Below are 26,679 nucleotides of genomic sequence, written 5' to 3' on the forward strand. Positions count from 1 at the left end.
CGATGCCGGGCAACAGGATCACGGTGAAAAGGAGCATGAGCCCCAACACCGACAGACTTCGCCCCGAGTCGCCCGAGTTCACCATTGCCAGCTCCGCCTGTCGGCGTCGAGGAACTTCGCGACGGGACCGGCCAGCCAGCGTGTCACCGCCAGCGCCGGATCCATACCCACCCCTATTCGCCCCGCTCGCTCTTCCACCGTAGGAACTCGCGGTACAGCTCCTCTTCGCGCCTGCGCATGCGCCGGTGCAGCACCCGGGAGGCCACGAGAAGCATGCCGCCGCCGCCCAGCATCAGGTAGCCGAGGATCCGGTCGTCGGGGATCTTCGGTGCCGTGCTGAACAGCAACCCCAGCAGGGTCGAGCCCAGACCCAGGTAGAGCGCGATCCCGGGCGGTGTCTGCCGGTATTCGAGATGGTGACGGTCGGCGAACGTCTGGAACCTCGGCGGGACGTCCGGCTCCTCGTATTCCTCAGCGGTCACGTATGCCCCCTCCGTCCCCGGCGTGGAGTCGCCGCCGTCAACGATCACCGAGATCGCACGTGTCGCGCAAGAACGGACATAGGTGGCCCGCCGCGACCTGCGACAGCAGCCGTGACTTTGGAAGACGCGACACAACGCACTCCCGGAACCGGCCTCCGACGTGTCACGATTCAGAGCACGGCGTGAGTACGGGCGTCGAGGGGGCAGGGTGGCCGCGTCGGAAGGCGCGTTGAGGAGGATGTCCGGGTGTCAGCGGGTGGGGCCCGCCGGGGACGGCGGGACAACGGGCTCGACGCGAGCGAGTACGCCGTCGTCGGCGACGTCGATCCGCGCGTCGGCGAGCACCTGCTCGACGTGCTGGCCGCTGGCGGCATCGCCGCCTACCTGCAACCCTCCGCCGACCTCAACCCCGTCACCCGCACCACCACGGTTCCGGCCCGCCCGGTCGACCGGCTCTACGTCGACCGCTCGCACCTGACCACGGCCCGCGACTACCTCACCCAGCTCGCCGACGAGAGCGCCCCGGAGCAGCCGCCGGCCCGCGACGAGCCGGACATCGACGCCGAGTGGGCCCGGATCGTGGCCGGCTTCCACGCCACCTCGACCGCCGACGAGCGCCCGTGGCCGGCAGCGGAGGACGTGGACGAGCGCGACGACCGGGAAACCCGGGACGAGCCGACGGCTGGTCCGCTCGCCCGCTCCGGCGCCGACGAGGCCGGGCCGACCGCCACCGACGTCCGCCGGCTGCCGTCGGCCACCGACTTCTCCGGGATCTCTGTCGGCCGGGGCACCCGCGGTGACGAGCCCTCGCTGCTGGACGGTCTGGACACCTTCGGCGCCGATCTGCCCGACGACGACGAGGACGAGGGTTACCACCCGCCGCCACCCCCGCCACTGCCCCGGATCTCCAAGTACGCGGTGGTCGGCGCGCTCGCGGTGGTCGTCGGGTTCGTGCTCTTCCTCTTCCCGTCGCTGCTCCCGGTGGACCGCTCGGCGGTCATCCTGTTCGGGTTCACCGGCATCCTGGCCGGCTTCGTCACGCTGATCTGGCGCCTGCGCCCCGGCGACGAGAACGACGACGACCCGGACAACGGCGCCGTCGTCTGACTCCCGCGCCCGCCGACCGCATTCCGGGACGACGACGCCCCCGTCCGGGGCGTAACAATGGTGTAACTTACTGTCAGTAGGAATACCGCTGTACGTCACTTCCCCCGCTGACTGACCGGTTTTTCCTTGCTCGTGGCGGTCAGTCCTCTGCTGATCGGAATGCCCGAGATGCGACAGAGTTCCCTCGTGGTGGTGGCCAACCGCCTCCCCATCGACGACAGCCAAGCGCCCGACGGCGCCTGCGAGTGGCGCCGCAGCCCGGGTGGGCTGGTCAGCGCGCTGCACCCCCTGCTCCGGCACACCCCGGCGACCTGGGTCGGCTGGGCCGGAGGCACCGGGGCCGCGCCCGCCCTGCCGGACGTGGACGGCGTCCACATGCACACCGTCGCCCTCAGCCAGGAGGATCTGCGCGACCACTACGAGGGTTTCTCCAACGCCACCCTCTGGCCGCTCTACCACGACGCCGTCGAGCAACCCGAGCACCACCGTCGCTGGTGGGAGGCGTACCAGCGGGTCAACCAGCGCTTCGCCGAGGCGACCGCCGAGGTGGCCGAGCCGGGCGGCGTGGTCTGGGTGCAGGACTACCACCTGCAGCTCGTTCCCGGGCAACTGCGCGCGCTCCGCCCCGACCTGCGCATCGGGTTCTTCCTGCACGTGCCGTTCCCGCCGCCGGAGCTGTTCATGCAGTTGCCCCGTCGGGCCGAACTGCTGCGCGGCATGCTCGGCGCCGACCTGGTCGGCTTCCAGCGCGCCCAGGCGGCGCACAACTTCGCCCAACTGGTCACCCGGGTGCTGGAGCTGCCGGCCACCGACCGCCGGATCGGGATCGACGACCGGGTGGTGCGCATCGGCGCCTTCCCGGTGTCCATCGACACGGCCGAGATGGCCGCCCTCGCCGCCCGCCCCGACGTTGCCGCGCGGGCCCGCCGCCTGCGCCAGGATCTCGGCGACCCCCGCCAGGTCATCCTCAGCGTCGACCGGATGGACTACACCAAGGGCATCGAGCAGCGCCTCAAGGCGTACAGCGAGCTGCTCGCCAGCGGCGACGTCAAGGTCCGCGACACAGTGCTGGTGCAGGTCGCCATGCCGAGCCGGGAACGCGTCGGGCAGTACCAGATCCTGCGCGAACGGATCGAGCGCGAGGTGGGCCGGATCAACGGCGAGTTCGGCCGGGTCGGTGAGCCCGCCATCCACTACCTCACCCAGCCGTTCGACCGGGCCGAGCTGGCCGCGCTCTACCGGGTCGCCGACGTGATGGCGGTGACCCCGCTGCGCGACGGGATGAACCTGGTCGCCAAGGAGTACGTCGCCGCCCGGGTGGACGACACGGGCGCGCTGCTGCTCAGCGAGTTCGCCGGCACGGCCGCCGAGCTGTCCCAGGCGTACCTGGTGAACCCGCACGACCTGGAGGGGCTCAAGCAGGCGCTGCAAACGGCGCTGCGCGCCAGCCCCGCCGACGTCACCGAACGCATGCGAGCCATGCGCGCCCACCTGCACCAGCACGACATCCGGGCCTGGGCGCGCTCCTACCTGAGCGCGCTGGACGAGCACGGCGCCCTGGTCGGCCGCCTCACCAGCGCCGACGGCACCCCCCTGGTGCCGCGCCCGGCGACCCGGGCCACCTCCGCGACGCAGCACGCCGGCGGCTGACCGGCGCGACCGCTCACCGCGAGGCGGGCTCCTTCTCCAGCCAGTCCAGAATCGCGTCGATCGGCTCGGCCCAGCGCGCGTCGAGCATCAGATCGTGCCCCATGCCCGGAAAGAGCAGCGGAGCCGAACCGTACCGGCGGGCGATCCGCGTCAACGTCGACGCCGGCACCACCCGGTCGTCCGGGCTGCCCAGCACCAGGACCGGCGGCGTGCCCACGGCCGGCTCGGCCTCCGGCTCGCCCAGCAGCGCCCACTGCGCCCGCCGACCGGCCCGACCCAGCCGCGCCACGTACCGCCGAGCCTCCTCGTCGGGCAACTCGCGGCTGAACAACTGCGTGCGGCTGAGCCGCAGCGGCCCGCCGAACACCGCCGGCAGCGTCCCGGCCGGGTTGCGGCGCACCGCCGCGGAGAGCACCCCCCAGCCGCCGAAGACCGGCGCCACCAGCACCGCGCCGCGCGCCGGGTAGCGCGCCAACGCGTGCGCCACCACGAGCGCCCCGGCGCCGTGCCCCACCAGCACCGCCTGGCGCGGCAGGCTCGCGGCCACCTGGACCACATCGTGGGCGTACGCGCGCAGCGTCGCCTCCGGCGCCGGCTCGCTGCCGCCGTGCCCCCGCAGGCTGAGCGCGTACGCCGGAAAGCCCCGCGACGCGGCGTGACCCAGCCAGTGCTCGGCGAACGCCCACGCGCCGTGCCCGAACCCGGGAACGAACAGCAGCGGAGGACGCCCCTCTTCCACCTCGGGAATGGCGCTGAGCACCTCGCGTCGCGCCGGCCGGACCGGCCGGGACCACTCCCGGCCCCGCATGATCCGCAGCTCGGTCACTGAACTCGCCTTCCGTTCGCGACTGCGGGGCTCGCAAGCTCACTCGTCGCGCTCACTTGGCCTCCAGGTCGTGCAGGGCGCGCTGGACGGCGCGCAGGTAGTCGGCGTGCCCGACCTCGAACCAGTGCCGGCTACTGTCCTTGACCTGCCCCGAGTAGCGCTCCCCGGCCCGGTCGCGCACCCGCTGCGCGAACGCCGCGGCCCGCTCGGGCCGGTCCCGGCGGGCCCGCAACAGCCGGGCGAAGAGCACCGTCTGCCAGTGCGCCAGGGTGAACATCCCGGAGTCCGGTTGCACGAGGCCGGCGACCGCCAGCGTGGGGTGCCCCGGCGTGAAGGCGTTGAGCCAGAGCGTGGGCCGGCCCGTGCCGGCGCTGTCGCCGAACACCGACGCGTCGAGGAACTCGAACCGCGGCAGGTAGCCGGTGGCGAAGATGACCAGGTCCGGGTCGATCTCGCGGCCGTCGGCCAGCTCCACGGCGTACGGGCGGAAGCGGGCCAGGTCGGGCACCGGGCCGATCCCGCCGTGGCCCACGTAGTAGACGAGCTGGCTGTTGGCGATCGGGTGCGTCTCGTACACCCGGTGGTCGGGCTTGGGCAGGCCGAAACGGGTCAGGTCGCCGACGGTCAGGCGCAGCGTCCAGTGGTAGAGCCACTGGCGGACCCGCAGCGGCACCCGCAGCGCCAGCAGGGCGTCGTTGACCTGGTCGGCCGGGCGCCCGAGGACGTACTTCGGGGCGTACCAGTAGCCGCGCCGGGTGGAGTGCCAGCACCGCGACGCCTGCTGGGCGGCCTCCACGGCGATGTCACAGCCGGTGTTGCCGGCGCCGACCACCAGCACCCGCTTGCCGCGCAGCTGCGCCGGGTCCTTGTAGGACGACGCGTGCATGATCTCGCCGCGGAACTCCTCCAGTCCCTCGTAGCGGGGCAGTTTCGGCGACCAGTTGTGCCCGTTGGCGATCACCACGGCGGCGTATCGGGAGGTGCGCTCCGGCCCGTACCCGCCGGTGGAGCGGGTGGTCACGTCCCAGCGGTCCCCCTCGGCGGGCTCCACCCGGATCACCTCGGTGCCGAACCAGACGTGCGACCGCAGGTCGAAGTGGTCGGCGTACCGCTCGAAGTACGCCAGGAGCTGGCTGTGGTGCGGGTAGTCCGGCCACGAGTCCGGCATCGGGAAGTCGGGGAACTGGGTGAACGGCTTCGACGACAGCAGATGGGTGCTCGCGTACACCGGGCTGCGGTCGTGTCGCCAGTTCCAGGCGCCGCCGACGCCGGTCTCCCGTTCGTAGCAGTCCACCCCGAACCCGTGCTCGCGCAGGTTCTTGATGGCCGTCAGGCCGCTGGCCCCGGCCCCGATGACGCAGACCGTGTCGCCCCGGTCGGAGAGCGGACGGCCGTCGGGGCTCTGCGCGGACGGGGTCGCATCCGGGTCGGGCCGGCCGTGGTCGGTGGAGGTGGACACCGGGACATCTCCTTTTGTGCGGCACGGGTGCCGGTCGCCGCGAAATCCTCTCCACATCGGAGCCGGATGTCCAGCCCTGGCGCGGACCGATCGGCGGGTACCGGCCGGTGGGGGTCAGCCGGCGGTGGGCAGCAGCAGGTCGACGAGGACCGGGAAGTGGTCGCTGGCCCGGCGGGTCTGCGGGGTGTCCACCACGTCGTAGTCGACCACGCTGATCCGGGGATCGACGAAGAGCGCGTCGATGCGGCGGCGCGGGTCGGCGCACGAGTAGGTGAGCCGGTCCGCCCGGTCGGCCGCGATCGCCGCGTCGGTCAGGCCACGCGCCACCGTGGTCCACGCCGGCCCGTCCGGACCCTCGTTCAGGTCGGCCCCGGCCACCACCGGGCTGCTCGCCGCGTCCAGCCCGCGCCGGAACTCGGCGGCCTGCGCGGGCCGCTCGGTCGGGTCGGTGGACAGGTGCGACCCGGCGAGGGTGAACCGGGCGTCGCCGACCCGGCAGTCGGCGTACGCGGCGCCGCGCAGGTGTCGGCCCGGGGTCAGCGGAAAGCGCTGGCAACGGGTGCCGCGCACCTGCACCCGCAGGCTGGTCAGCAGCAGGTTGCCCAGGGCGGGCAGACCCCCGGCGGCCACCACCAGGCCGAACGACTCGGCCAGGGTGGCGGACTTCTGCCGCCACCGGAACCGGCGCGGCCCCTCCTGCACGATCACCACGTCCGGCCTCGCGGCCCGGACCACCGCCGCCAGCGCGGCGGTGTCGTCGCGCTGGCTGTGGATGTTGTACGACACCACGCGCAGCGGTACGCCGGCAGCCTCACCCATCGCCGAGGGCCTCAGATCCGGCGGGCCAGGTCGGCCGCGCCGATCACCCCGGCGCTGTTGCCCAGCTCGGCGGGGAGCACCTCGGCCACCGGCAGGCGCCCCCGCTGGGCGAGCGCGTCGAGGTACGAGCGGCGCGTCGGGCCGAGCAGCAGGTCACCGGCGTCGATCACGCCGCCGCCGACGACCAGGGTCTGCGGGTCGAGGATCTGCGCCATGTCGGCGAGGCTGGTGCCCAGCCACCGGCCGATCTGCGCGAACGCCTCGGCGGAGACCGGGTCGCCGCCCTGCGCGGCGGCGGTCACCATGTGGCCGGTGATCGCCTCGGCCTCGCCGCCGGCCAGGTCCAGGAGGGCCGCGGCCCGCTGCGGTTCCTGCCGGGCGCCCGCGCGGGCGAAGCGGACCAGGGCGCTGCCGCTGGCGTACTGCTCGATGCAGCCCAGCCGCCCGCAGCCGCACTGGTGCCCGTCCGGCACGGCCAGCATGTGGCCCAGCTCCGCGGCGACGCCGTGCGCGCCGCGCATCAGCTCGCCGCCGAGCACGATGCCGCCGCCGACGCCGGTGCCGATGGTGAACATGATCATGGAGTCGTCGGCGTCCCGGGCCGCGCCGTAGCGGAACTCGGCCCAGGCGGCCACGTTGGCGTCGTTCTCCACGATCACCGGCAGGCCGACGGCGCTGCTGACGTACTCGCGCAGCGGCTCGTCACGCCAGGCCAGGTTCGGAGCGAAGAGCACGGTCGAGCGGGTGGCGTCGATCCAGCCGGCCGCGCCGATCCCGACGGCCTCGATCGTCCGCCCGGCAGCCAGCTCGCCGACCAGCTCGATGATGACGTCGCGGGTCTTGCCGACGTCATCGGCGGGAGTGTCCCGTCGGCTCTGCACGAGAACCGTGCCGGTGTCGTCCACGACACCGCCGGCCACCTTCGTGCCACCGACGTCGACTCCGATGGTCAGCGTCACCGCTGCCGCTCCCCTCTGCTGTGCTGTCCGGTCCGCGCGCGCCGATGACGCGCCGGTCCGGATCGCGATGTCCCGCGCTCAGGCGCCGCCGCCCGGCGCGTCCGCGCCGGTGTCGTCGGACGCCCGCGACGCGGGCACCACGGGTCGGCTGGTCGGCGCCGGCGCGACCACCGACCCGGCGTCGTCGACGGGTGCTGCGGTGGCCGGGGCGGGTGGGTCCGCCGTCCGGGTGGCGACCGACCAGACATCCCGCTCCGGCGCCGGCTGAGAATCATGCCCGGTGCGGGTGGCATCGCGCCACACGTGCTCGTCGTCGGTCTCGGCGGACCGCTCGGCCGGGGCGAAGGGTGCGGCCTCGTCGTCGCTGCTCGCGGCGGACGTCGGCTGCGCCGGCGCGGACGGCTGCGGTGCGGTCGCCGGGGGTGGCTCCGGCGGCGCGAACGCGCGGAGCAGGCTGGCCACGCCGGCCGCGAGGTCTCCGGCACCGGTGGCCAGGCGTTCGGCGAATTCCGGACTCGGGTCACGCAACGCGGCGATGCCACGACAGACCGGGCAGACACAGCATTCGGCCGAACCGGTGGCGAAACCACCACCGCCGTGGGCGCCGCCGCCCGCAGCGGCACTGTGACCGAGGACACCGGCCAGCATCCCGCCCAGCGGGCCGAACGCGCCGCCCACCGACCCGCCGGAGGCCAGTCGTGCCCCCGCGAGCAGGGTGGCGACCAGTCGCTCCGCCTCTTCCCGGGCCGAACCCGGATCCGTTCCGCCCACCCTCGGCTCCTCTACCCTGCCGCCGGACGCGTCACTGCGCCGCACCGGGTGCTTCTACCCGGCGCTTGAGCTGCTTCAACGCGGTGTCCATGATCATCTTCTCGGCCTTGCGCCGAAACATGCCGAGCATCCCCACCGACAGCTCGACCTCCAGCGTGTACGTCACAGTGGTGCTCCCGTCCGGGTTCGCCACCAGGTCGTACGAGCCGCGCTGGCTCTTCTGCATCTTCGAGGGGGCGAGCAGGTGCCATTCGACGCGGGACAGGTCCTCGGCGTACTCGTAGGCGAGCACGTACTCGTCGGCCATCACCCCGGCGTCGATGGCGAACCGCACCTGGCTGGCGTAGCCGTCCTCGTACTCCTCGATCACCTCGGCGTGGCGCACCGCCTCGGTCCACTCCGGGTAACTCGGGAAGTCGCAGATGACCGCCGCCACCCGGTCCGGTGACGCGCCGATGATGATCGACTGGGTGGAGGAGTCCGCCATGGGGGGAGGCTACCCGGCGGGTCCCGCCTGCACGCCGCGCCGCCCCCGCCGGGTAGGTTTCGACAGAGCCGAAGACCGTGGATGGGCAGCGGCCGGCCAGTGCGAGCACGAAGGAGTGCAGGTGCGCGAGTTCTCCGTTCCGCCGATCGTCACCGTTGGCGACGCGGCCAACCTCACCGATCCGGTCTGGGAAAACGCCGAGGCCGCGCCGGACACCGTCCAGTTCGCCCGCGCCACCCGCTCGGCCGACGGCAGCGGCACGACCTGGGCCGAGGTGACCTGCCTGGCGTTCCGCGACGAGGTGGCGGCGGTGGCCCGGGGGCTGATCGCCGCCGGCGTCTCCCCGGGCGCCCGGGTCGCGCTGATGAGCCGGACCCGCTACGAGTGGACGCTGCTCGACTACGCCATCTGGACGGTCGGCGCGGTCACCGTGCCGATCTACGAGACCTCCAGCGCCGAGCAGGCCGCCTGGATCCTGGCCGACTCCGGCGCGGTCGCCGCCGTGGTGGAGACCGACGCGCACGCCGACCTGGTCGCCGGCGTCCGCGACCGCCTGCCCGAGCTGGTCCACCTCTGGCAGATCGACAGCGGCGGGGTCGACGAGCTGGTCGCCGCCGGCGCCGCCGTCGAGCTGGCCGAGGTCGAGCAGCGCCGTAAGGCCGTCCGGGCCAGCGACCTGGCCACGATCATCTACACCAGCGGCACCACCGGCCGCCCCAAGGGTTGCGTGCTCACCCACCGCAACATGTACGCCGACATCGCCAACGCGGTGCCGGTGCTGCCGAACCTGTTCAACGCCGGCGCGGCCACCCTGCTCTTCCTGCCGCTGGCGCACGCGTTCGCCCGGCTCATCCAGATCGGCGTGGTGCAGGCCCGGGCCACCCTGGCGCACTGCGCCGACACCAAGAACCTGGTCGGCGAGCTGCAGGAGTTCCGCCCCACCTTCGTGCTGTCCGTGCCACGGGTGTTCGAGAAGGTCTACAACGCGGCCAAGCAGAAGGCCGAGGCCGACGGCAAGGGCGGCGTCTTCGCCCGCGCCGAGCAGGTCGCCATCGCGTACAGCGAGGCTCTGGAGACCCCGCGCGGGCCCGGCCTGGCGCTGCGCGCCCAGCACGCGGTCTTCGACCGGCTCGTCTACCGCAAGCTGCGCGCCGCGCTCGGCGGGCGGTGCCGCGACGCCATCTCCGGCGGCGCGCCGCTGGGCCCCCGGCTCGGACACTTCTTCCGGGGCGTCGGCGTGACGATCCTGGAGGGGTACGGGCTGACCGAGACCTCGCCCGCCGCCGCCGCGAACCTGCCCACCGGCACCCGGATCGGCACCGTCGGCCGGCCGCTGCCCGGCGTGACCGTCCGGATCGAGGACGACGGCGAGATCCTGATCTCCGGCGACCTGGTCTTCCAGGGCTACTGGCACAACGAGGCGGCGACCGCGGAGGCGCTCAGCGCCGACGGCTGGTTCCGCACCGGCGACCTGGGCCAGCTCGACGCCGACGGCTACCTGAGCATCACCGGCCGCAAGAAGGAGCTGATCGTGACCGCGGGCGGCAAGAACGTCGCCCCCGCGGTGCTGGAGGACCAGGTCCGCGCCCACCCGCTGATCAGCCAGTGCGTCGTCGTCGGGGACGCGAAGCCGTTCATCGGCGCGCTTGTCACCATCGACGAGGAGGCGTTGCCGACGTTCCTCGCGAGCGCCGGACTGCCCCCGGACACCCCGGTCGAGAAGCTGCGCGAGAACGAGGGCCTGCGCGCCGAGGTCCAGTCCGCGATCGACACCGCGAACCAGTCCGTGTCGAAGGCCGAGGCGATCAAGGTCTTCCGGATCCTGCCCCGCGACTTCACCGAGGCGACCGGTGAGCTGACCCCGTCGCTGAAGGTCAAGCGACAGGTCGTCCACAAGACGTACGCGGCGGAGATCGCCGACATCTACCGCAGCTGACTACCATCCGTCACGTGCCCGCATCCGCATCCGCCCCACCACATCCGCATCCCCTCGCCGCGGCCGCCCGCCTGGTGATGCTGGCGCTGGTCGCGATCCTGACCCTGTTCGCCACCCGCGACGTCACCCAGCTGTGGTGGATCGCGCTGCTGGCGGTCGCCGGAGCGCCCTCCCTGCTCGCCCCGCAGCACCGGCTGATCGGGCCGCTGAGCCGGGTGGCCGAGGTGGTGGTGCTGGGGCTGGCCGCGAGCCAGGTCGCCGCTGTCGCGTCGATCGGGGGCACGGTCGACGGGCTCGGCGCCTCGGCTGTGCTGCCCTACCTGGCGGTGCCGGTGACCGTCACCGCCCTGCGCCGCCGCTTCCGCGAGGGCGCGGCGCTGCTCGCGGTGACCGCCGGCACGCTGCTGGTCAGCGGCGCGTTGACCCAGGTCGACGGCGGGCGTCAGCTCGGCCAGGTCGGCTACCTCGCGGTCTGCGCGCAGTGGCTGATCCTCGCCGCGCTCGGGCTCTACGCCGCCGGCACCCTGCACCGGGTGATGGCCGTCCGCGCCGACGGCAAGCCCCAGCCGTACGCCGAGGCGACCCGGCTGCTGACCCAGCTGCGGACGGTGGCCCGGCAACTGCCGGGGGCGACGCTGGACCCGGGCGGCATCTCCGAGCACCTGCTGGAGGAGCTGCGCACGGTGGCCCGGGCGGACCGGGGCGCGGTGCTGTCGGCCAGCGGCGGGGGCCGGCTCGTGGTGCTCGCCCAGGCCGGGGTGGACCGGGTGGACTGGGAGACGACCCTGGACGCGGACTCGGCGATCGCCGACGCCTGGGCCAGCCAGCAGGCCACCACGGCCGCCCGCTCGCAGTCGCGCTCCCACCGGGGTGGGGACGTGTCGGCGCTGATCGTCCCGCTGGTCGCCGGGGTGCGCACGGTGGGGCTGGTGGTGCTGGAGGCGGACGTCGCGCAGGCGTACCCGCCGCCGGTGGTGTCCCGGGTCACCGGGCTGACCCAGCCGGCCGCGCTGCGGCTGGAGGCGGCTCTGCTGTTCGACGAGGTCCGTTCGCTGGCCACCAACGAGGAGCGTCAGCGGCTGGCCCGGGAGATCCACGACGGGGTGGCGCAGGAGCTGGTGATGGTCGGCTACGGCATCGACAACGCCCTGGCCACCGTCTTCGACGACGCGGACGAGACCGCCGAGGCGCTGCGTACGCTGCGCGGCGAGGTGACCCGGGTGATCACCGAGCTGCGGCTGAGCCTCTTCGAGCTGCGCAGCGAGGTGGACCGGCAGGGCGGCCTGGCCGCGGCGATCGCCGAGTACGCCCGGACGGTGGGCGCCTCGGGCGGCTTGCGGGTGCACCTGTCGCTGGACGAGTCCACCGCGCGCCTGCCGGCGGCCACCGAGGCCGAGTTGCTGCGCATCGCGCAGGAGGCGGTGACCAACGCCCGCAAGCACGCCGGAGCCTCGAATCTCTGGGTCACGTGTGAGGTGGACCCCCCGTACGCTCAAATTGAAGTGTCGGATGACGGTCAGGGGATGGCTGACCAGCGCCCCGACGGACGGTACGGTCTTGCGATCATGGCCGAGAGGGCGGAACGTATCCGGGGCCGGTTGGAGATCAGGCCGCGGCAACCCAGCGGCACGACCGTGGCGGTGGTTCTCGGCACCTCGTCCCGGCGCGACAACGTGCGCGACAGCGCAGCACCAGAAGGGGAGTAACCCGAGGATGACCACAAGTCCGACACCGGCCACCCGCACCAAGGTTCTCCTTGTCGACGATCATGACCTGATTCGCAAGGGCCTGCGGCACGCCTTCGAGCGCGACCGTCAGTTCGAGGTCGTCGGCGAGGCCGCGACCGCGGCTGAGGGGGTACGCCAGGCCGGCGCCCTGCAGCCGGACGTGGTGATCATGGATCTGCGGCTGCCCGACGGCAGCGGCCTGGAGGCCACCCGCGCGCTGCGCAAGTCCAGCGCGTCGATGGGCATCGTGGTGCTGACCATGTACGCGGGCGACGACCAGCTCTTCGGCGCCCTGGAGGCCGGCGCGAGCGCCTTCGTGCCGAAGACCGCCCCGGCCGACGAGGTGGTGGCCGCCGCGCGGCACGCCGCCTCCTCGCCCAGCGCGTTCACGGCCGCCGACCTGGCCGAGGCGATGAAGCGTCGGCTCGCCCCGTCCGGCCCGCAGCTCTCCCCCCGGGAGGGGCAGGTGCTGCGGCTGCTCGCCGACGGGATGAGCGTGGCGGGCATCGCGAAGCAGCTGTTCGTGAGCGAGTCCACCGCCAAGACGCACATCTCGAAGCTCTACGAGAAGCTCGGCGCCGCCAACCGGGCACAGGCGCTGATGACCGCGCTGCGGCTCGGCCTGCTCGAAGCGCCGGACGCCCCGAAGTTCTGACCCGCGCCCGCTCGTCGAGCGGGACACCGCGATCGAAGGTCCGTGCCGGCTCGTCGCCGGCGCGGACCTTCGTGTATCGACCGACGTCGGCGGGAATTCGGCGGCACGCTATGGTCTGGCGGGTACGTCGGGGGCAGAATACCCGCGCGGGCGACGACGCCCGCGTCGCGGACTCAAGGGGTTGAGCGCATGCAGCGGCCGGACTGGGCACCCGACACCATCGACATCGAGCGCCCGAGCGTCGCGCGGATGTACGACTACTACCTCGGCGGATCGCACAACTTCGCCGCCGACCGGGCCGCCGCGCAGGCGATGGTGGCCGCCGTCCCGGAGGCGCCGCTGATGGCGCAGGCCAACCGGGCGTTCCTGCGCCGAGCGGTCCACCACCTCGCCGAGGCCGGCGTCCGACAGTTCCTCGACATCGGCTCGGGCATTCCCACAGTCGGCAACGTGCACGAGATCGCCCAGCGCATCGACCCAGAGTCGCGGGTGGTCTATGTGGACGTCGATCCGGTCGCGGTGGCGCACAGCCGGGAGATCCTGGCTGGCAACGACCGCGCCGTGGTCGTACAGGAGGATCTGCGGCACCCGGAGCGGATCCTGGCGCACCCCGACGTCCGCAAGCTGCTCGACCTGAGCCAGCCGGTGGCCGTGATGATCGTGGCCGTCCTGCACTTCGTCTCCGACGACGACCGTCCGGCGGAGCTGCTGGCGACGCTGCGCGACGCGTTGGCGCCCGGCAGCTACCTGGTGCTGTCGCAGGCCAGCGACGACGGGCGCAGCGAGGACGAGCGCGCCGAGGCCGAGCGGGTCTACCGGCGTACCGACAGCCCGCTCTGGATTCGTAACCGGGCCGAGCTGACCGCGCTCTTCGACGGGTTCGAGCTGGTCGACCCGGGCGTCGTCTGGGTGCCACAGTGGCGACCGGACACCCCGGAGAGCGCGGAGGACGCCGAGCGCGCGGTCTTCATGGGCGGCGTCGGACGACTCGGTGACTGAGTCGCCCGGGAAGGCCACCCGCCCGGGCACCTTCGCCCGCGCGTGGGCCAAGGCGGTCTCCGGCACGAGCTACCTGCCGATGACCCAGGCTCAGCTCGAGGCCCTGCTGCACCGGCTCACCGGGCAGTTGGCCGGCGCGCTGCTCGCCGAGCCGTTCGACCTGCGGGCCGGGCACCGGGTCGGCGCCGAGTTGGTCGCCGCGCACATCGCGTCCGCGGAGGGGCTGGGTCGTACGGTCGAGGTCATCCAGCTCCGGCTCGTGCGGGACCTGGGGCTGGTGGCCGAGGACGTCGAGGACCGGATGGCGCGGTTGCTGGCCGCCGTGGCGACCGGCTACGCCCGCGCGCTGCGCGACCGGACGCTCGACGAGCAGGAGTCGATCCGCCGGGCCGCCATGATGGCCCGGACGCAGGCCGAGCGGGCGCTGCGGGCCAGTGAGGCCCGGTTCCGCCACCAGGCCACCCACGACCCGCTCACCGGCCTGCCCAACCGGACGCTGTTCACCGAACGACTCACCGCCGCGCTCAACGAGCCGGGCCGGGGCGCCCAGCGCATGGGGGTGTGCTTCCTCGACCTGGACCGCTTCAAGGTCGTCAACGACAGCCTGGGGCACCAGGTGGGCGACCGGCTGCTGACCACGGTGGCCGAGCGGCTGCGCCAGGCCCTCGGTGAACACCTGGTGGCCCGCCTCGGCGGCGACGAGTTCGTCATCCTGGTGGAGGGCGCCAGCGGCACCGACGCCGTGGTGGAGGTGGCCGAGAGCGCCCTGGCCGCGGTCCGCACACCGGCGGTGGTCGACGGGCACGAACTCCAGGTCACGGCGAGCATCGGCATCGTCGAGCGGCAGGTGGCCGGGGCCACCCCCAGCGACCTGATGCGGGCCGCCGACAGCACCCTGCACTGGGCGAAGTCGGCCGGCGGGGCGCGCTGGGCGCTCTACGACGCCGAGCGCAACCGCCGCGAGCTGGCCCGCTACGCCCTCTCGGCGGCCATCCCGGCCGCGCTGGAGCGGGGCGAGTTCTACCTCGACTACCAACCCCTGACCTCGCTGCGCGACGGCCGGCTGCTCGGCGTGGAGGCGCTGGTCCGCTGGCGCCATCCGGAGCTGGGCGTCCTGCGGCCGGACAGCTTCATCGCGCTGGCCGAGGAGACCGGCCTGATCGTGCAACTGGGTGGGTGGGTGCTGGCCGAGGCGTGCCGGGAGGCGGAGGCGTGGTCGGCGGAGGGCGTCCAGGCGCCGTTCGTGAGCGTCAACCTGGCGGTCCGGCAGGTGCACCGGCCCGGCCTGGTGCAGGAGGTCCGGGCGCTGCTGCGCCAGACCGGTCTGCCGCCCGAGCGACTCCAGTTGGAGATCACCGAGAGCACGATGATGAGCAGCGCCAAGGAGCCCGTGCGCGCGCTGCGGGTGCTGGCCGATCTCGGGGTACGCATCGCCATCGACGACTTCGGCACCGGCTACAGCAACCTGGCGTACCTGCGGGACCTGCCCGTCACCGAGCTGAAGGTGGCCGGGGAGTTCGTGGCCGGCCTGCGCTCGCCGGCGGTGGGGCGTACCGACGAGCGGATCCTCGCCTCGCTGGTGTCGCTGGCACACGCGCTGGACCTGACGGTGACCGCCGAGGGGGTGGAGACCGCCGGGCAGGCCGAGCGGCTGCGGGCGATCGGCTGCGACGCCGCCCAGGGCTGGCATTTCGGTCGGCCGGCCCCCGCCGACCGCATCCTGGCCCGCATCCGTTGAACCCCCGCACCACCAGTAGACAGCGTCTACGCCCGCCTGGTAGACACTGTCTATGAGCGAGGGGGAGGCGGGCCTGCGGGCCCGACTGGTGGCCGCCGGGGTGGACCTCGTGCTGCGCGAGGGCCAGTCGGCGGTGTCACTGCGGGAGATCGCCCGCCGGGCGGGCGTCTCGCACGGCGCGCCGCGCCGCTACTTCCCCACCCACGTCGACCTGCTCTCCGCCATCGCCCGGGAGGGCTTCGCCGACCTCACCGCCCGCGTCGAGGAGACGCTGCGCGCGGCCGGCCCGGACCCGCGTACCCGCCTGGTCGCGCTGGCCCGGACGTACCTGGACTTCGCCGCGGCGCACCACGGCATGTTCGAGCTGATGTTCCGCCACGACCTGCTGGCCAGCGGTCGTCTGCGGCTGCGCGAGACGAGCCTGCCGCTGTTCACCCTCCTGGTCGACCTGGTCGCCCAGGCACGCCAGCCGACCGACGCGCCCGCCCCGGTGCTGGCCGGCGCGCTCTGGGCCAACCTGCACGGCATCGCCCAGCTCTGGGCCTGGGGCAGCCTGCCGCTGGCCACCGGCGTCACCGACGACGACACCCTCCTGCGGGCCGCGCTCGACGCGCACCTCGGCCCCGCGCCGCACTGAACCGGGAGAAGACGTGCCCCTGCTGTACGACATCGGCAAACTGACCGTCGGCACCACCCTGCGGCTGGGCTGGCGGCCCCGCGTGGAGGGGCTGGAGCATCTGCCCCGCCACGGCGGCGCCATCCTCGCCGGCAACCACCTGTCCGTCGCCGACGAGGTGTTCCTCGGCTGCCTGACGCCGCGCCACGTCACCTTCTGGGCCAAGGCCGAGTACTTCACCGGCCGAGGCCCGAGCGGCTGGCTCAGCCGGCGGGTCGTCTCCGGCATGGGCGCCATCCGGGTCGAGCGCACCGGCGGCCGGGCCGCCCTCACGGCCCTCGACGCGGCCGTGCCGGTGCTGCGCGCCGGCGGTCTCGTCGCCATCTACCCGGAGGGCACCCGGTCCCCGGACGGGCGGCTCTACCGGGGTCGGGTCGGCATGACCCGGCTCGCCCGCGACGCCGAGGTGCCGATCATCCCGGTCGGTGTGCTCGGCACCGCCGAGGTCCTGCCGGTCGACGCGCGGCTGCCCCGCCGACACCCGGTCACCCTGCGGTTCGGTCCGCCGATCCCGGTCGCCGGGCGCATCACCGGGCCCCGCGACATCCGGACGATCACCGACGAGGTGATGGCCGCGATCCAACGGCTCACCGGCCAGGAGTACGTGCCCCGCTACGCCCCGCCCCGGCCGGCCCGCACCTGAACACGGGCGGCGGTCAGCCGGCGAGCAGAGCCGCCATCCGCTGTGCCTGCGCCTCCCAGCGCCACTCCCGCTCCACCCACGCCCGGCCGGCCGCGCCGAGCTGGCGGGCCAGATCCCGGTCGGCGAGCAGTCGGGCGACCCGGTCGGCGAGCTGGGCGACGTCCCGGCCACGGACCACGTACCCGGTCTCGCCCTCACGGACGGCGTCCGGGGCGCCGCCGGAGTCCCCAGCCACCACCGGCAGACCGGTCGCGGACGCCTCCAGGTAGACGATGCCCAGCCCCTCCACGTCCAGGCCGCGGTTGCGGGTGCGGCAGGGCATCGCGTAGACGTCGCCGGCCGCGTAGTGCGCCGGCAGCGCGGCCGCCGGCACCGAACCGGTGAACACCACGTCCCGCTCGACGCCCATCTGCCGGGCCAGCTTCTCCAGGGTCGCCCGGTACGGACCGCCGCCGACGATCAGCAGCGCCGCGTCGGGCACCCGGCGGCGGATCTCCGGCAGCGCCCGGATCAGCATGTCCTGACCCTTGCGCGGCACCAGCCGGGACACGCACACCACCACCGGCCGGTCGGTCAGCCCCAACCGGGCCCGGACCGGCTCACCGTCCACCGTCGGGTGGTAGGTGTCCACGTCCACCCCGGGCGCCAGCCGGCGCAGGTCGGTCACCCCGTCCAGCACGCGGGCCAGCCGGACGCGGGTGTACTCGCCGAGGTAGGTGGTCACGTCGACACCCCGACCGATGCGCCGCAGCGCCGGCCGGGCAGCCGCCAGCGCCGCCCAGCCGACCTCGTGGCCGTGGGTCTGCGCCACCACCCGGCGTACGCCCGCCCGGCGGCGCAGGCCGCCGGCGAGCAACCCCAGCGGGGCCGCCGCGCCGAACCACACCGTGTCGCAGTCGTACGCGCGGGCGAGGCGGGCCGCCCGGCGGGCGATCAGCGGGGTGGGCAGCAGCACCCGGGTGCGCTCGCGGATCACCTCGAACGGCTGGTCGGCGTCGAACTTCGCGGCGCCGCGCCAGCTCGACGCGTACACGACCACCGACCCGGCCGGCTGACGCACGGCGAGGTTGTGCACGAAGGACTGGATGCCGCCCGGACGGGGCGGAAAGTCGTTGGTGATCAGCAGCGTGCGGCTCATCGGCCAGCCTCCCGGGCGTACGCGCGGGCGGCGGCCATCCGCTCCACGGTGGACGGATGCGAGGCCGAGTAGAGGTATTCCCAGCGCGGCGGATCGGGGTCGCCGAGGTTGACCGAGCCGAGGCGGCGCTGCATCGACTCGAAGGCCACCGGGTCGCGGGTGAGCGCGAGCGCGTGCGCGTCGGCTCGCGCCTCCACCCGCCGCGACATCAGCGCCTGCACCGGGGTGGCGACCAGGCCGGCCACCGTGACCAGGGCGATCAGCAGCGGGAACGCGCGTGGATCGGCCACCGAGTCGACGCCGGCCAACCGCAGCAGCAGCCCCCACGAGCCGAGCAGGTAGAGCGCCACCACGGCGGCAGCGGCGCCCAGCGCCCCGGTCAGCGTGCCCACCGCCACGTCGGAGTCCTTCGCGTGCCCCAACTCGTGCGCCACCACGGCGGTCACCTCGGCGGGGGTGGCCTCGCTCAGCAGCGTGTCGTAGACGACCACCCGGCGGGTCGGCCCGAGGCCGGAGACGTACGCGTTGACCGCCCTGGTGCGCCGCGAGGCGTCGGCGACCAGCACGTCGCGCACCGGCACCCCGTCGCGGGCGGCCATGCTCATCAGCTCGGTGCGCAGCGGACCCTGCTCCATGGGGGTGAACTTGTTGAACACCGGCTCCACCAGCACCGGCAGCACGAACGAGAGCAGCACCACCAGCAGGGCCGCGCCCGCCGCGCCGAACGCCCACCACCAGCGCGGCGCGAACCGGATGACCGCGTAGAAGCCGAACAGCGCCACCGCGCCGATCACGGCGCTGACCGCGTACGACTTGAGCAGGTCGACGGCCCAGCCACTCCATCCGTTGGTGCTCAGCCCGTAGCGGGTCAGCACGCTCTGGCGCCACGCGGAGAACGGGAGGGTGAGCAGGTCGGCGACGAGCACCACGGCGAGACCGCCGAGCACCGCCCGCGCGATCCAGTGCCCGCCGAACGGCCGGCCCACCAGCTCGACCAGGCGGCTGCCCAGCGGGGTGAGGCCGAGCGCGACGGCGATCAGCAGCCCGACGGCGAGCGCGGCGTAGCTCCCGGGGCGCAGCGCGGCACGGAACGCACGCCCCTTGGCCACCTGCTCCGCCGGGAGATCGCGCAGCGCGGCGAGCTGGTCGGCGCGGGGCGCCGGTGGCCGGTGCCAGGGAATGAACAGCGCGGCGGTCACCAGCAGGGCCACCGCCAATCCGGCCAGCGTCAGCAACGCCCAACCGCGCGGGGTCACCGGGGCCCGCCGTGCTCGCGTCGTACCCCGTTCATCCCGCCGCTCCTCCCGCCGTGACCGCCCATCCTATGGCCCGCGAAAAGCCCGCTTCGCCCGCGGTGTCGCGCTCCGGCGACGCGGACGGCCGTGCGGGAACTCAGGCCACCCGGCGGACCCGGCGTGCGGCGACGTCGGGCCGCGCGGGCGCGGCCAGCACCTCGACGTCGAAGCCGGCTCGGGCGAGCACCTCGATGGCCTCGACCTCGGCGGCGACCAGCCCGGCCGCCGGGGACGTCTCGTCGAACAGGGCGGTCAGCGGGCAGCCGGCACAGCCGTCGGCCCGTTTCGCGCACCCGTCGCAGTCGATGAGCATCACGCCTCCTGATCGCTGGCGATGCGCGGTCGACGCCCTGTCGTCGTCGCCCGAGCACCGTCGGTCACATCGACGCTATCCACCGGGTACGACAGAACCGCCCGCACCGCCCCGTTGAGGGCTAGATCGACTCCAGATCAGCGAAATCGGGGTATCCCGGCCGACTGGACACCACGACATCGCCGACCTCTTGTCGATCAAGGTGCCGCGGTAGCCCACGGGCCCCCGATCGTCGTCGATCCAATCGCCGGTCAACTGCCGGTCAAGCGCCTGTTCCCTCGACCGGGGCCGCTGCGATCGTTGCGGTACGGCCGATCCACCGCCCGACGAGGGTCCACCGACGCACCTGCCGGGCCGGGTGCAACCGGCCGTCCACGTTGATCCATCGGAGGATTCGAATGCGCGGACCATCCTCGACCACACGCTCCCGGCTCTCGGCCGTCGCGCTCCTTGCGGCCACCGCGACGGCCGCGGGCGGGCTCGTCGCCACGCCGGCGCAGGCCACCTCGGCGCTCGGCTGCAACTACCCCCGCGTCTGCTTCTGGGTGACCGGGAACCCCTACGACGGCGCCCCGCCGACCGCGTCGTTCCAGGACAACTACTACCAGACCCTCGGGTCCCGGAGCAGGGGCGCGGACTGGGTCTACAACAGCCGCAACGACGACGGCGCGAAGATCTTCTACTCCAACGGCGACTGGGTGTGCGTCTCCCCGGGCGAGCTGGCCTACCTCGAGCCGTACGGCTACGCGGTGGCCCTCGACATCATGGACTCCCCGTACTGCTCCTACTGACCGCTCGCCGGAGGTTGAAGACATGAATCCACGACGTCTCCTGGCCGCGTGCGCCGTCACGGTGACCGCAGCGGTCGGCCTGGTCGCCACACCGGCGTTCGCCGGTGGCTACTTCCAGACGAAGACGGACCTGAACCTGCGCTACTGCCAGTGGCTGAACAACTCGCAGTGCTCGGTCATCCTCACGATCCCCAAGGGCCAGTCGGTCTACCTGAACTGCTGGGCGACCGGATCGTCGGTCAACGGCGACACCGTCTGGTACAACGCGTTCTACGGCAGCGCGAACGGCATGCTCGCCGGTGACTACATGTACACCGGCCACGACCCGAACCCCGCCGTCTCCCGCTGCGGCTGACACGCGATCCGGCCGCTGGCGCTGACGCACCAGCGGCCGGATCCGTACGTCACGGGTAGTACACCCGAGGGCTGGTGAAGATGCCGTGCAACGTTCCGCTGCACGTGTAGACCTCGACCACCGCCACGGCGGAGCCCTTGAAGTTGTTCATCACGTTGACGTTGCGGCTGATCGGCCCGAATCGGCCGGTCCGGTTGAGGTCGTAGTAGATCCAGGAGGTGTTGCCGTTGTTCGTGGTCCGCAACTGCAGGTACGCCGTGCACCGGGACTGGTCCGGTGTGGCGTTCATGTAGAAGTCACCCACCACGGTCTGGTTGGAACCCTGGTACGAGATGCACGAGCTGATCGGGTAGGCCCCGGTGCAGCCGCCACCCGAGGCCGCCAGGGCCGGTCCCGGGGCGACGAGGAGCGCCGCCAGTGTGACAACCGTGCCGAGGATGGTGCCCAGCAGTCTTTTTCTCATACCGTTCGCCTGCCTTTGTCCGGTGCCCGACGGTGCCGGGCCGATGCGGACACCGTCGCCGACCGAACCTGCAGGAACCTCGCCGTATTCTTGCCCGCCCCGACGGCTCGGCCCGGGCGCGTGGTCAGGAGCGGGCGAGGCGGCGCAGCAGCGAGTCGGCGCCCAGCGGGTACGCGCCGTGCCGGCGTACGCCGTCGGCGACCTCGCGGTCGGACGAGATCACGACGACCGGGCGGCCCGCCGGCTCGGCGCGGACCAGGCGGCGGATCAGCTCGTCGGCGGTCTCGCCCTTGCGGGAGAAGAGCACCCGGACGCCGCGGGGCGCGGGCGGCAGCCCGTGCATCCGTTCGGCGCCGTCGAACACGACGGTGACCTCGTCTCCGGTCTGCGCGGCGATCCCGCCCAGCCCGGTGATGAGGCGCTTGCGCTGCTGCTCCAACGACATCTCGCCGAAGCCGCGCTTGGTGACGTTGTAGCCGTCCACCACGAGGTGCGCCCGGGGCAGGGCGAGCAGCTGGTCCAGTCGGGCCGGGTCGTCGGTGTCGCGGGCACGGGCGGCCGGGCCGGCCGGGGCGGTGCCCGGCTGCTCGGCGAACGCGTCGGCGACGAAGTCGGCGGGGAGCTTGTCCACCGGGTCGAGCGCCAGCTCCCGGCGCAGCCCGACGGCGGCCTGACCGATGGTCTCCAGCAGCAGCCAGAGGCGGGCGTCGTCGACCGAACGCGCCTCCTTGGCGCTGGCCCGGGCCACCCCGGCGGCGGCCTCGGCCTCGGCGAGCCGGGCGCGGGCGCGGCGCAGTTCGGCGTCCACGTCGGCGCTGGCGCGTGCGGCCCGGCCGCGTTCGGTGGCCAGGAGTTCGCTGGCCTTGCGCTCACGGGCCTGCGTCTCGCGCAGGGTACGGGCCAGTTGACGGGACTCCTCGCGGAGCTGGCCCAGCTCCTCGCGGACCCGCGCCAGCTCGTCGCGGAGCTTCTCGGCCTCGACCCGGGCCACCGCCCGGTCGTGTTCGGCGCGGGTGGCCCGCTGCTCGGCCTCACGGACCAGCTCGGCGACGACGGCGCTGTCCGCCTCGGCGCGGACCGCGGCGCCGCTGGCGTCGATCAGCTCCCGCCAGCCGCGGGGTCGGGCCAGGTAGGCCAGCGCGGCCACCTCGACCGGGTCGGCGGCGGCCGGCGCGGTGCCCTCGACCACGGCCGCGCCGAGGTCGCCGGCGTCGGCAAGCACCCGGGCGGTGACCCTTTGCCGAAACAGCGGGTCGGCGGTGAGCTGGGCGGCGATGGCCGGGGTGCCGAGCCGGGCCCGTCGGTTGGGGGCGAACTTGGCCACCCGGCGCAGCGGCACCGGCACCTCGTCGGCGGGCAGGGTGGGCAGCACGGTGGCGGTCAGCGCCACGATCCGCTGCCGGACCGGCTCGGGCAACGTCGGCTCCGGCTCGACCGCCGGATCGGCACCCGAATCGGCAGGTGTGTCACTGCTGTCCGGGTCGCCCACGGCACCGCCGCCCCCGACCGGATCCTCCTGCGGGAGGTGGTCGTCGTACGGCTCGGTGAGGGGCATGTGGCAAGTCTCCCACCGCGACCGGGCCCACCGCCCGGTGAGTGAGCCGATCTCTCATCCTAGCCCCATGGTGACTGCTGGGACGGCTGCGACGGGAGTGTCGGACCGGGGCGCTAGCGTGCCGCCGATGGCACAGGCGGAGTACGTCCAGGAGTCACTGGCCGGTCTCGACCCGGCGGTGGGCGGGGTGGACCCGGCCCTGCCGCTGTACGCGACGACCTTCGTGGTGGTCGACCTGGAGACCACCGGCGGCGCACCCGACGGCGGCGGCATCACCGAGATCGGCGCGGTCAAGGTGCGCGGTGGCGAGCACCTGGGCGAGCTGGCCACCCTGGTCAACCCGGGGCAGCCGATCCCGCCGTTCATCACCGTGCTGACCGGGATCACCCAGGCCATGCTGGTGCCGGCGCCGCCGATCGAGCAGGTGCTGCCCAGCTTCCTGGAGTTCATCGCCGACGCGGTGCTGGTCGCCCACAACGCCCCGTACGACGTGGGGTTCCTCAAGGCCGCCTGCGCGAAGCACGGGCACCGCTGGCCCAACCCGCGCGTGCTGGACACGGCGGCGTTGGCCCGGCGGGTGCTGACCCGCGACGAGGTGCCCAACCGCAAGCTGGGCACCCTGGCCGCCTACTTCCGCACCGCCACCCAGCCCACCCACCGGGCGCTCGACGACGCGAAGGCCACCGTCGACGTGCTGCACGGGCTGATCGGCCGGCTCGGCGGGCACCGGGTCGACACCGTCGGCGACGCCATCGAGTTCGCCCGGGCGGTCACCCCGACGCAGCGCCGCAAGCGCCACCTGGCCGAGGGGTTGCCCAGGGTGCCGGGGGTCTACATCTTCCGGGCCGCCGACGACCGGCCGCTCTACGTCGGCACCTCGGGCGACATCGCCACCCGGGTGCGCAGCTACTTCACCGCCGGTGAGAAGCGCGCCCGGATCTCCGAGATGTTGGGCGCGGCCGAGCGGGTCGAGGCGGTGGAGTGCGCCCACTCGCTGGAGGCGGAGGTCCGCGAGCTGCGGTTGATCGCCGCGCACGCTCCGCCGTACAACAGGCGGTCGAAATACCCGGAGCGGATGGTCTGGCTCAAGCTGACCGACGGGCCGTACCCCCGGTTGTCGATCGTCCGGGATCTGTCCCCCACGGACACCGCCTACCTCGGGCCCTTCACCTCCCGGCGGGCCGCCGAGCTGGCCGCCGCCGGCTTCCACGACGCGGTGCCGCTGCGCCAGTGCACGCACCGGCTCTCGCTGCGCACCGTCACGCCGGCCTGCGCGCTGGCCGAGCTGGGTCGCTGCCCGGCGCCCTGCGAACACAAGATCACTCCAGAGGAGTACGACGACAGAGCAGCCGGGCCGTTCCGCACCGCGACCGCCAGCGACCCGCAGCCGGTGGTGGACGCGCTGCTGGCCCGGATCGACGTGCTCGCGGCCGACCAGCGCTACGAGGAGGCCGCCGTGGTGCGGTCCCGGCTGGCCGCCGTGCTGCGCGCCACCGTGCGGATGCAGCGGCTGGCGGCGCTGACCGGGATCGTGGAGCTGGCCGCCGCCCGACCGGCCGCCCGGGGCGGCTGGGAGCTGGCCCTGGTCCGGCACGGTCGCCTGGCCGGGGCCGGGGTGTCCCCGCCCGGCGTCCACCCGCGACCCACGCTGAACGCCATCCGCGCCATAGCCGAGACGGTGTCGGGCGGGCACGGCCCGGTGCCGTCGGCCACAGCGGAGGAGTCCGAGCGCATCCTGTCCTGGTTGGAGCGGCCGGAGACCCGGCTGGTCGAGATGTCGTCCGGTTGGGCCTCGCCGGCGGGCGGGGCGGGCCGCTTCCGTGACCTGCTGGCGAAGGCCGAGAGCGGGGCGTCGCACCAACTCTCGACCGAACGCTCATGACCAACTGACCGATCGGACTACGTCGACTCCCTTAGGCTGTTAGAGAAGTGCAGTCCTGCCCGTTTCGTGGGCCTGCTCCCGATCGCCCGGTCCGGCGGTCGCGGAGCCGGGGTGAGGAGGTGTCCCTCGTGGACGTCGACGCCGGACACGGCGCCGCCCTGGGGGGCGCCCTGCCGACCCGGTCTGGTGAGCTGCCCCTGACCCGCCGACTGCGGTCGTTGCTGACCTGGCCGACCACCGACTCCGACCCGGTCACGCACCTGGTCCGCACCCATCGGGGCATCCACGCGGGCACCGACCCCGCCGTGCTGCGCCGGGCGTACACGATCGCGGAGAACATGCACCGCGGCCAGTTCCGCAAGAGCGGGGAACCGTACATCACCCACCCCCTCGCGGTGGCGCAGATCTGCGCCGAGCTGGGCATGGACACCACGACCCTGGTGGCGGCGCTGCTGCACGACACGGTCGAGGACACCCGCTACACGCTCCAGGCGCTGTCGGAGGACTTCGGCGGCGAGGTGGCCCACCTGGTCGACGGGGTGACGAAGTTCGACAAGGCGTTCTACGGCAAGGCCGCCGAGGCGGAGACGATCCGCAAGATGATCGTCGCGGCCGCCAAGGACGTCCGGGTGCTGATCATCAAGCTGGCCGACCGGCTGCACAACATGCGCACGCTCGGAGTGCGCTCCGCGGCGTCCCGGGAACGGATCGCCCGCAAGACCCAGGAGGTGCTGGTCCCGCTCTGCGACCGGCTGGGCATCCAGACCCTCAAGCGCGAGCTGGACGACGTGGTGCTGCTGCACCTGGAGCCCGAGGAGCACGCCCGGCTGGCCCGGCACGTGCACGATCGGCCCGGCTGGGACTCCTACCTCGACGCGGTGGTCACACGGGCCCGGGTGGCGCTGCGCCGCAGCCGGGTCGACGCCGAGGTGAGCCCGCGCCCCCGGCACCTCTACTCGATCTGGAAGGACACCATCGCCGGCGGCCACACCGCCCCGTACGACCTGCCCCGCATCTCGGTGGTGGTCGACGGCCCGGCCACCGACTGTTACGCCGCGCTGGGCGCGATCCACGGGACGTGGCGGCCGATCCCGGGCCGTTTCAAGGACTTCATCGCCTCACCGAAGAACAACCTCTACCGCTCGCTGCACACAAGCGTCTGCGGCCCGCAGGACCGCACGGTGGAGGTGCTGATCCGCACCGAGGAGATGCACCGCTCGGCCGAGTACGGCATCGCCGCCGACTTCCGCTTCCCGCGCTCGGGCAGCAGCAGCGCGGCGGCCCGGGCCGAGCAGTTAGACTGGCTGCGCCGCGTGCTCGACTGGGAACCGGACGCCGCCGACCCGGCACAGTTCTACGAGTCGCTGCGCTGCGACCTCGCCGAGGGCCAGATCCAGGTCTTCGCCGACGGGCGTCAGGTGGTGCTGCCGGCCGGCGCCACACCTGTCGACCTGGCGTACGAGCTGGGCAGCCAGCGGGGCGACCACTGCCTTGCCGCCCGGATCAACGGCCGGCTCGCGCCGCTGAGCTCGGAGCTGGACGAGGGCGACGTGGTGGAGATCTTCACCGAGAACGACGGCGACAACGGCTTCGAGGCCGGCGTGGCACCACGCGGCCCGCGCAAGGAGTGGCTGGGCTTCGTCAAGTCGCCGCACGCGCAGATGCAGATCAACAGGTGGTTCGCCGAGCACACCGAGCCGGGCATCACGATCAGCGACAAGGTCCGCCTCGGTCGGGCCACCATCGGGCTCGCCCTGCGCCAGCACAACCGCGGCCTCGCCAGTGACCTGCCGCTGCTGCGGCTCTCCGAGGAGCTGGGCTATCCCGACCTGGAGACCCTGCTGGTCGCGGTCTTCGACCGGGTGATCGAACCGGACACCGTGGTACGCCAGCTCATCGACCTGGTCGACCATCGACAGTGACCCGCCCGGCCCCAGCGCGTCCGAAGGACAT

The 26,679-nt window shown here is 73.4% G+C and carries 25 protein-coding genes; 13 read left to right on the forward strand and 12 right to left on the reverse strand.

What is annotated here, in order from left to right:
- Positions 1-173 precede the first annotated feature (173 nt).
- Complete coding sequence (locus ABZT87_RS10315) at positions 174-482, reverse strand: hypothetical protein (RefSeq protein WP_354858215.1); 309 nt, start codon at positions 480-482, stop codon at positions 174-176.
- A gap of 246 nt (positions 483-728) precedes the next feature.
- On the opposite strand from ABZT87_RS10315, the gene ABZT87_RS10320 reads away from it, so the two are divergent.
- Both ABZT87_RS10320 and ABZT87_RS10325 read left to right on the forward strand, forming a co-directional pair.
- Positions 729-1,589 carry a DUF308 domain-containing protein gene (locus ABZT87_RS10320; protein WP_354858213.1) on the forward strand — a complete coding sequence of 287 codons (861 nt, stop codon included), beginning with the start codon at positions 729-731 and terminating at the stop codon, positions 1,587-1,589.
- A 168-nt stretch (positions 1,590-1,757) separates the two neighbouring features.
- Entirely contained in the window at positions 1,758-3,239 is a 1,482-nt protein-coding gene (locus tag ABZT87_RS10325; protein WP_355134935.1) for a trehalose-6-phosphate synthase, read from the forward strand.
- 13 nt (positions 3,240-3,252) lie between these two features.
- On the opposite strand, the gene ABZT87_RS10330 is transcribed toward ABZT87_RS10325, so the two are convergent.
- From ABZT87_RS10330 to ABZT87_RS10355, 6 genes are all read right to left on the reverse strand, one after another.
- Positions 3,253-4,047 carry an alpha/beta fold hydrolase gene (locus tag ABZT87_RS10330; RefSeq protein WP_355135390.1) on the reverse strand — a complete coding sequence of 265 codons (795 nt, stop codon included), beginning with the start codon at positions 4,045-4,047 and terminating at the stop codon, positions 3,253-3,255.
- A gap of 70 nt (positions 4,048-4,117) precedes the next feature.
- Positions 4,118-5,524, reverse strand: coding sequence for an NAD(P)-binding domain-containing protein (locus ABZT87_RS10335; RefSeq protein WP_355066899.1), 1,407 nt, complete (start codon positions 5,522-5,524; stop codon positions 4,118-4,120).
- A 114-nt stretch (positions 5,525-5,638) separates the two neighbouring features.
- Entirely contained in the window at positions 5,639-6,343 is a 705-nt protein-coding gene (locus ABZT87_RS10340; RefSeq protein ID WP_355134937.1) for an endonuclease/exonuclease/phosphatase family protein, read from the reverse strand.
- 11 nt (positions 6,344-6,354) lie between these two features.
- Positions 6,355-7,302: an ROK family glucokinase gene (locus ABZT87_RS10345; protein ID WP_354858204.1), complete on the reverse strand. Its 948-nt coding sequence runs from the start codon at positions 7,300-7,302 to the stop codon at positions 6,355-6,357.
- Between the two features lie 78 nt (positions 7,303-7,380).
- Positions 7,381-8,073 carry a hypothetical protein gene (locus tag ABZT87_RS10350; RefSeq protein WP_354858202.1) on the reverse strand — a complete coding sequence of 231 codons (693 nt, stop codon included), beginning with the start codon at positions 8,071-8,073 and terminating at the stop codon, positions 7,381-7,383.
- Positions 8,074-8,104: 31 nt separating this feature from the next.
- Positions 8,105-8,560, reverse strand: a complete 456-nt coding sequence (locus ABZT87_RS10355; RefSeq protein ID WP_354858200.1) for an SRPBCC family protein — start codon at positions 8,558-8,560, stop codon at positions 8,105-8,107.
- A 121-nt stretch (positions 8,561-8,681) separates the two neighbouring features.
- On the opposite strand from ABZT87_RS10355, the gene ABZT87_RS10360 reads away from it, so the two are divergent.
- The 7 genes from ABZT87_RS10360 to ABZT87_RS10390 all read left to right on the forward strand — a co-directional run bounded on the left by ABZT87_RS10360 (position 8,682) and on the right by ABZT87_RS10390 (position 16,934).
- Positions 8,682-10,496, forward strand: a complete 1,815-nt coding sequence (locus tag ABZT87_RS10360) for a long-chain fatty acid--CoA ligase (RefSeq protein ID WP_355134939.1) — start codon at positions 8,682-8,684, stop codon at positions 10,494-10,496.
- 14 nt (positions 10,497-10,510) lie between these two features.
- The gene (locus ABZT87_RS10365) at positions 10,511-12,202 is read left to right on the forward strand and encodes a GAF domain-containing sensor histidine kinase (RefSeq protein ID WP_354858196.1); all 1,692 of its coding nucleotides are present in this window, start codon (positions 10,511-10,513) and stop codon (positions 12,200-12,202) included.
- Positions 12,203-12,209: 7 nt separating this feature from the next.
- The gene (locus ABZT87_RS10370; protein WP_007072219.1) at positions 12,210-12,878 is read left to right on the forward strand and encodes a response regulator transcription factor; all 669 of its coding nucleotides are present in this window, start codon (positions 12,210-12,212) and stop codon (positions 12,876-12,878) included.
- 189 nt (positions 12,879-13,067) lie between these two features.
- Positions 13,068-13,877 (forward strand): SAM-dependent methyltransferase, encoded by an 810-nt coding sequence (locus ABZT87_RS10375; protein ID WP_354858194.1) that lies wholly within the window; start codon positions 13,068-13,070, stop codon positions 13,875-13,877.
- Between the two features lie 79 nt (positions 13,878-13,956).
- Positions 13,957-15,615, forward strand: a complete 1,659-nt coding sequence (locus tag ABZT87_RS10380) for an EAL domain-containing protein (RefSeq protein ID WP_354858261.1) — start codon at positions 13,957-13,959, stop codon at positions 15,613-15,615.
- A 52-nt stretch (positions 15,616-15,667) separates the two neighbouring features.
- Positions 15,668-16,252 carry a TetR/AcrR family transcriptional regulator gene (locus ABZT87_RS10385; protein ID WP_354858191.1) on the forward strand — a complete coding sequence of 195 codons (585 nt, stop codon included), beginning with the start codon at positions 15,668-15,670 and terminating at the stop codon, positions 16,250-16,252.
- A 13-nt stretch (positions 16,253-16,265) separates the two neighbouring features.
- Positions 16,266-16,934 carry a lysophospholipid acyltransferase family protein gene (locus ABZT87_RS10390; protein WP_355134941.1) on the forward strand — a complete coding sequence of 223 codons (669 nt, stop codon included), beginning with the start codon at positions 16,266-16,268 and terminating at the stop codon, positions 16,932-16,934.
- A 13-nt stretch (positions 16,935-16,947) separates the two neighbouring features.
- Here the strand turns inward: ABZT87_RS10390 and ABZT87_RS10395 are convergent, their stop codons facing one another.
- The 3 genes from ABZT87_RS10395 to ABZT87_RS10405 form a co-directional block, all read right to left on the reverse strand.
- Positions 16,948-18,072, reverse strand: a complete 1,125-nt coding sequence (locus ABZT87_RS10395) for a glycosyltransferase family 4 protein (RefSeq protein WP_354858187.1) — start codon at positions 18,070-18,072, stop codon at positions 16,948-16,950.
- Positions 18,069-19,328 carry a M48 family metallopeptidase gene (locus tag ABZT87_RS10400; protein WP_355134943.1) on the reverse strand — a complete coding sequence of 420 codons (1,260 nt, stop codon included), beginning with the start codon at positions 19,326-19,328 and terminating at the stop codon, positions 18,069-18,071. The genes ABZT87_RS10395 and ABZT87_RS10400 overlap by 4 nt, the downstream gene beginning before the upstream one ends.
- Positions 19,329-19,464: 136 nt before the next feature.
- On the reverse strand, positions 19,465-19,680 hold the full coding sequence (locus tag ABZT87_RS10405; protein WP_355134945.1) for a hypothetical protein: 216 nt from the start codon (positions 19,678-19,680) through the stop codon (positions 19,465-19,467).
- Between the two features lie 398 nt (positions 19,681-20,078).
- Between ABZT87_RS10405 and ABZT87_RS10410 the strand changes: the two genes are divergently transcribed.
- Positions 20,079-20,471 carry a hypothetical protein gene (locus tag ABZT87_RS10410; protein ID WP_354858182.1) on the forward strand — a complete coding sequence of 131 codons (393 nt, stop codon included), beginning with the start codon at positions 20,079-20,081 and terminating at the stop codon, positions 20,469-20,471.
- A 22-nt stretch (positions 20,472-20,493) separates the two neighbouring features.
- Positions 20,494-20,826 carry a hypothetical protein gene (locus tag ABZT87_RS10415; RefSeq protein ID WP_355066906.1) on the forward strand — a complete coding sequence of 111 codons (333 nt, stop codon included), beginning with the start codon at positions 20,494-20,496 and terminating at the stop codon, positions 20,824-20,826.
- Between the two features lie 49 nt (positions 20,827-20,875).
- Here ABZT87_RS10415 and ABZT87_RS10420 read toward each other — a convergent pair whose 3' ends face one another.
- Together ABZT87_RS10420 and ABZT87_RS10425 are read right to left on the reverse strand one after the other, a co-directional pair.
- Positions 20,876-21,289 carry a hypothetical protein gene (locus tag ABZT87_RS10420; RefSeq protein WP_354858179.1) on the reverse strand — a complete coding sequence of 138 codons (414 nt, stop codon included), beginning with the start codon at positions 21,287-21,289 and terminating at the stop codon, positions 20,876-20,878.
- A gap of 124 nt (positions 21,290-21,413) precedes the next feature.
- Positions 21,414-22,844 (reverse strand): NYN domain-containing protein, encoded by a 1,431-nt coding sequence (locus tag ABZT87_RS10425; protein ID WP_355066907.1) that lies wholly within the window; start codon positions 22,842-22,844, stop codon positions 21,414-21,416.
- Between the two features lie 127 nt (positions 22,845-22,971).
- Between ABZT87_RS10425 and ABZT87_RS10430 the strand changes: the two genes are divergently transcribed.
- Positions 22,972-24,726, forward strand: coding sequence for a DEDD exonuclease domain-containing protein (locus tag ABZT87_RS10430; RefSeq protein WP_355134947.1), 1,755 nt, complete (start codon positions 22,972-22,974; stop codon positions 24,724-24,726).
- Between the two features lie 128 nt (positions 24,727-24,854).
- On the forward strand, positions 24,855-26,648 hold the full coding sequence (locus ABZT87_RS10435; RefSeq protein WP_355135392.1) for an HD domain-containing protein: 1,794 nt from the start codon (positions 24,855-24,857) through the stop codon (positions 26,646-26,648).
- Positions 26,649-26,679 lie beyond the last annotated feature (31 nt).

Origin of the sequence: Micromonospora sp. NPDC005237, from assembly GCF_040607775.1 — a bacterium.
Classification (GTDB): domain Bacteria; phylum Actinomycetota; class Actinomycetes; order Mycobacteriales; family Micromonosporaceae; genus Micromonospora.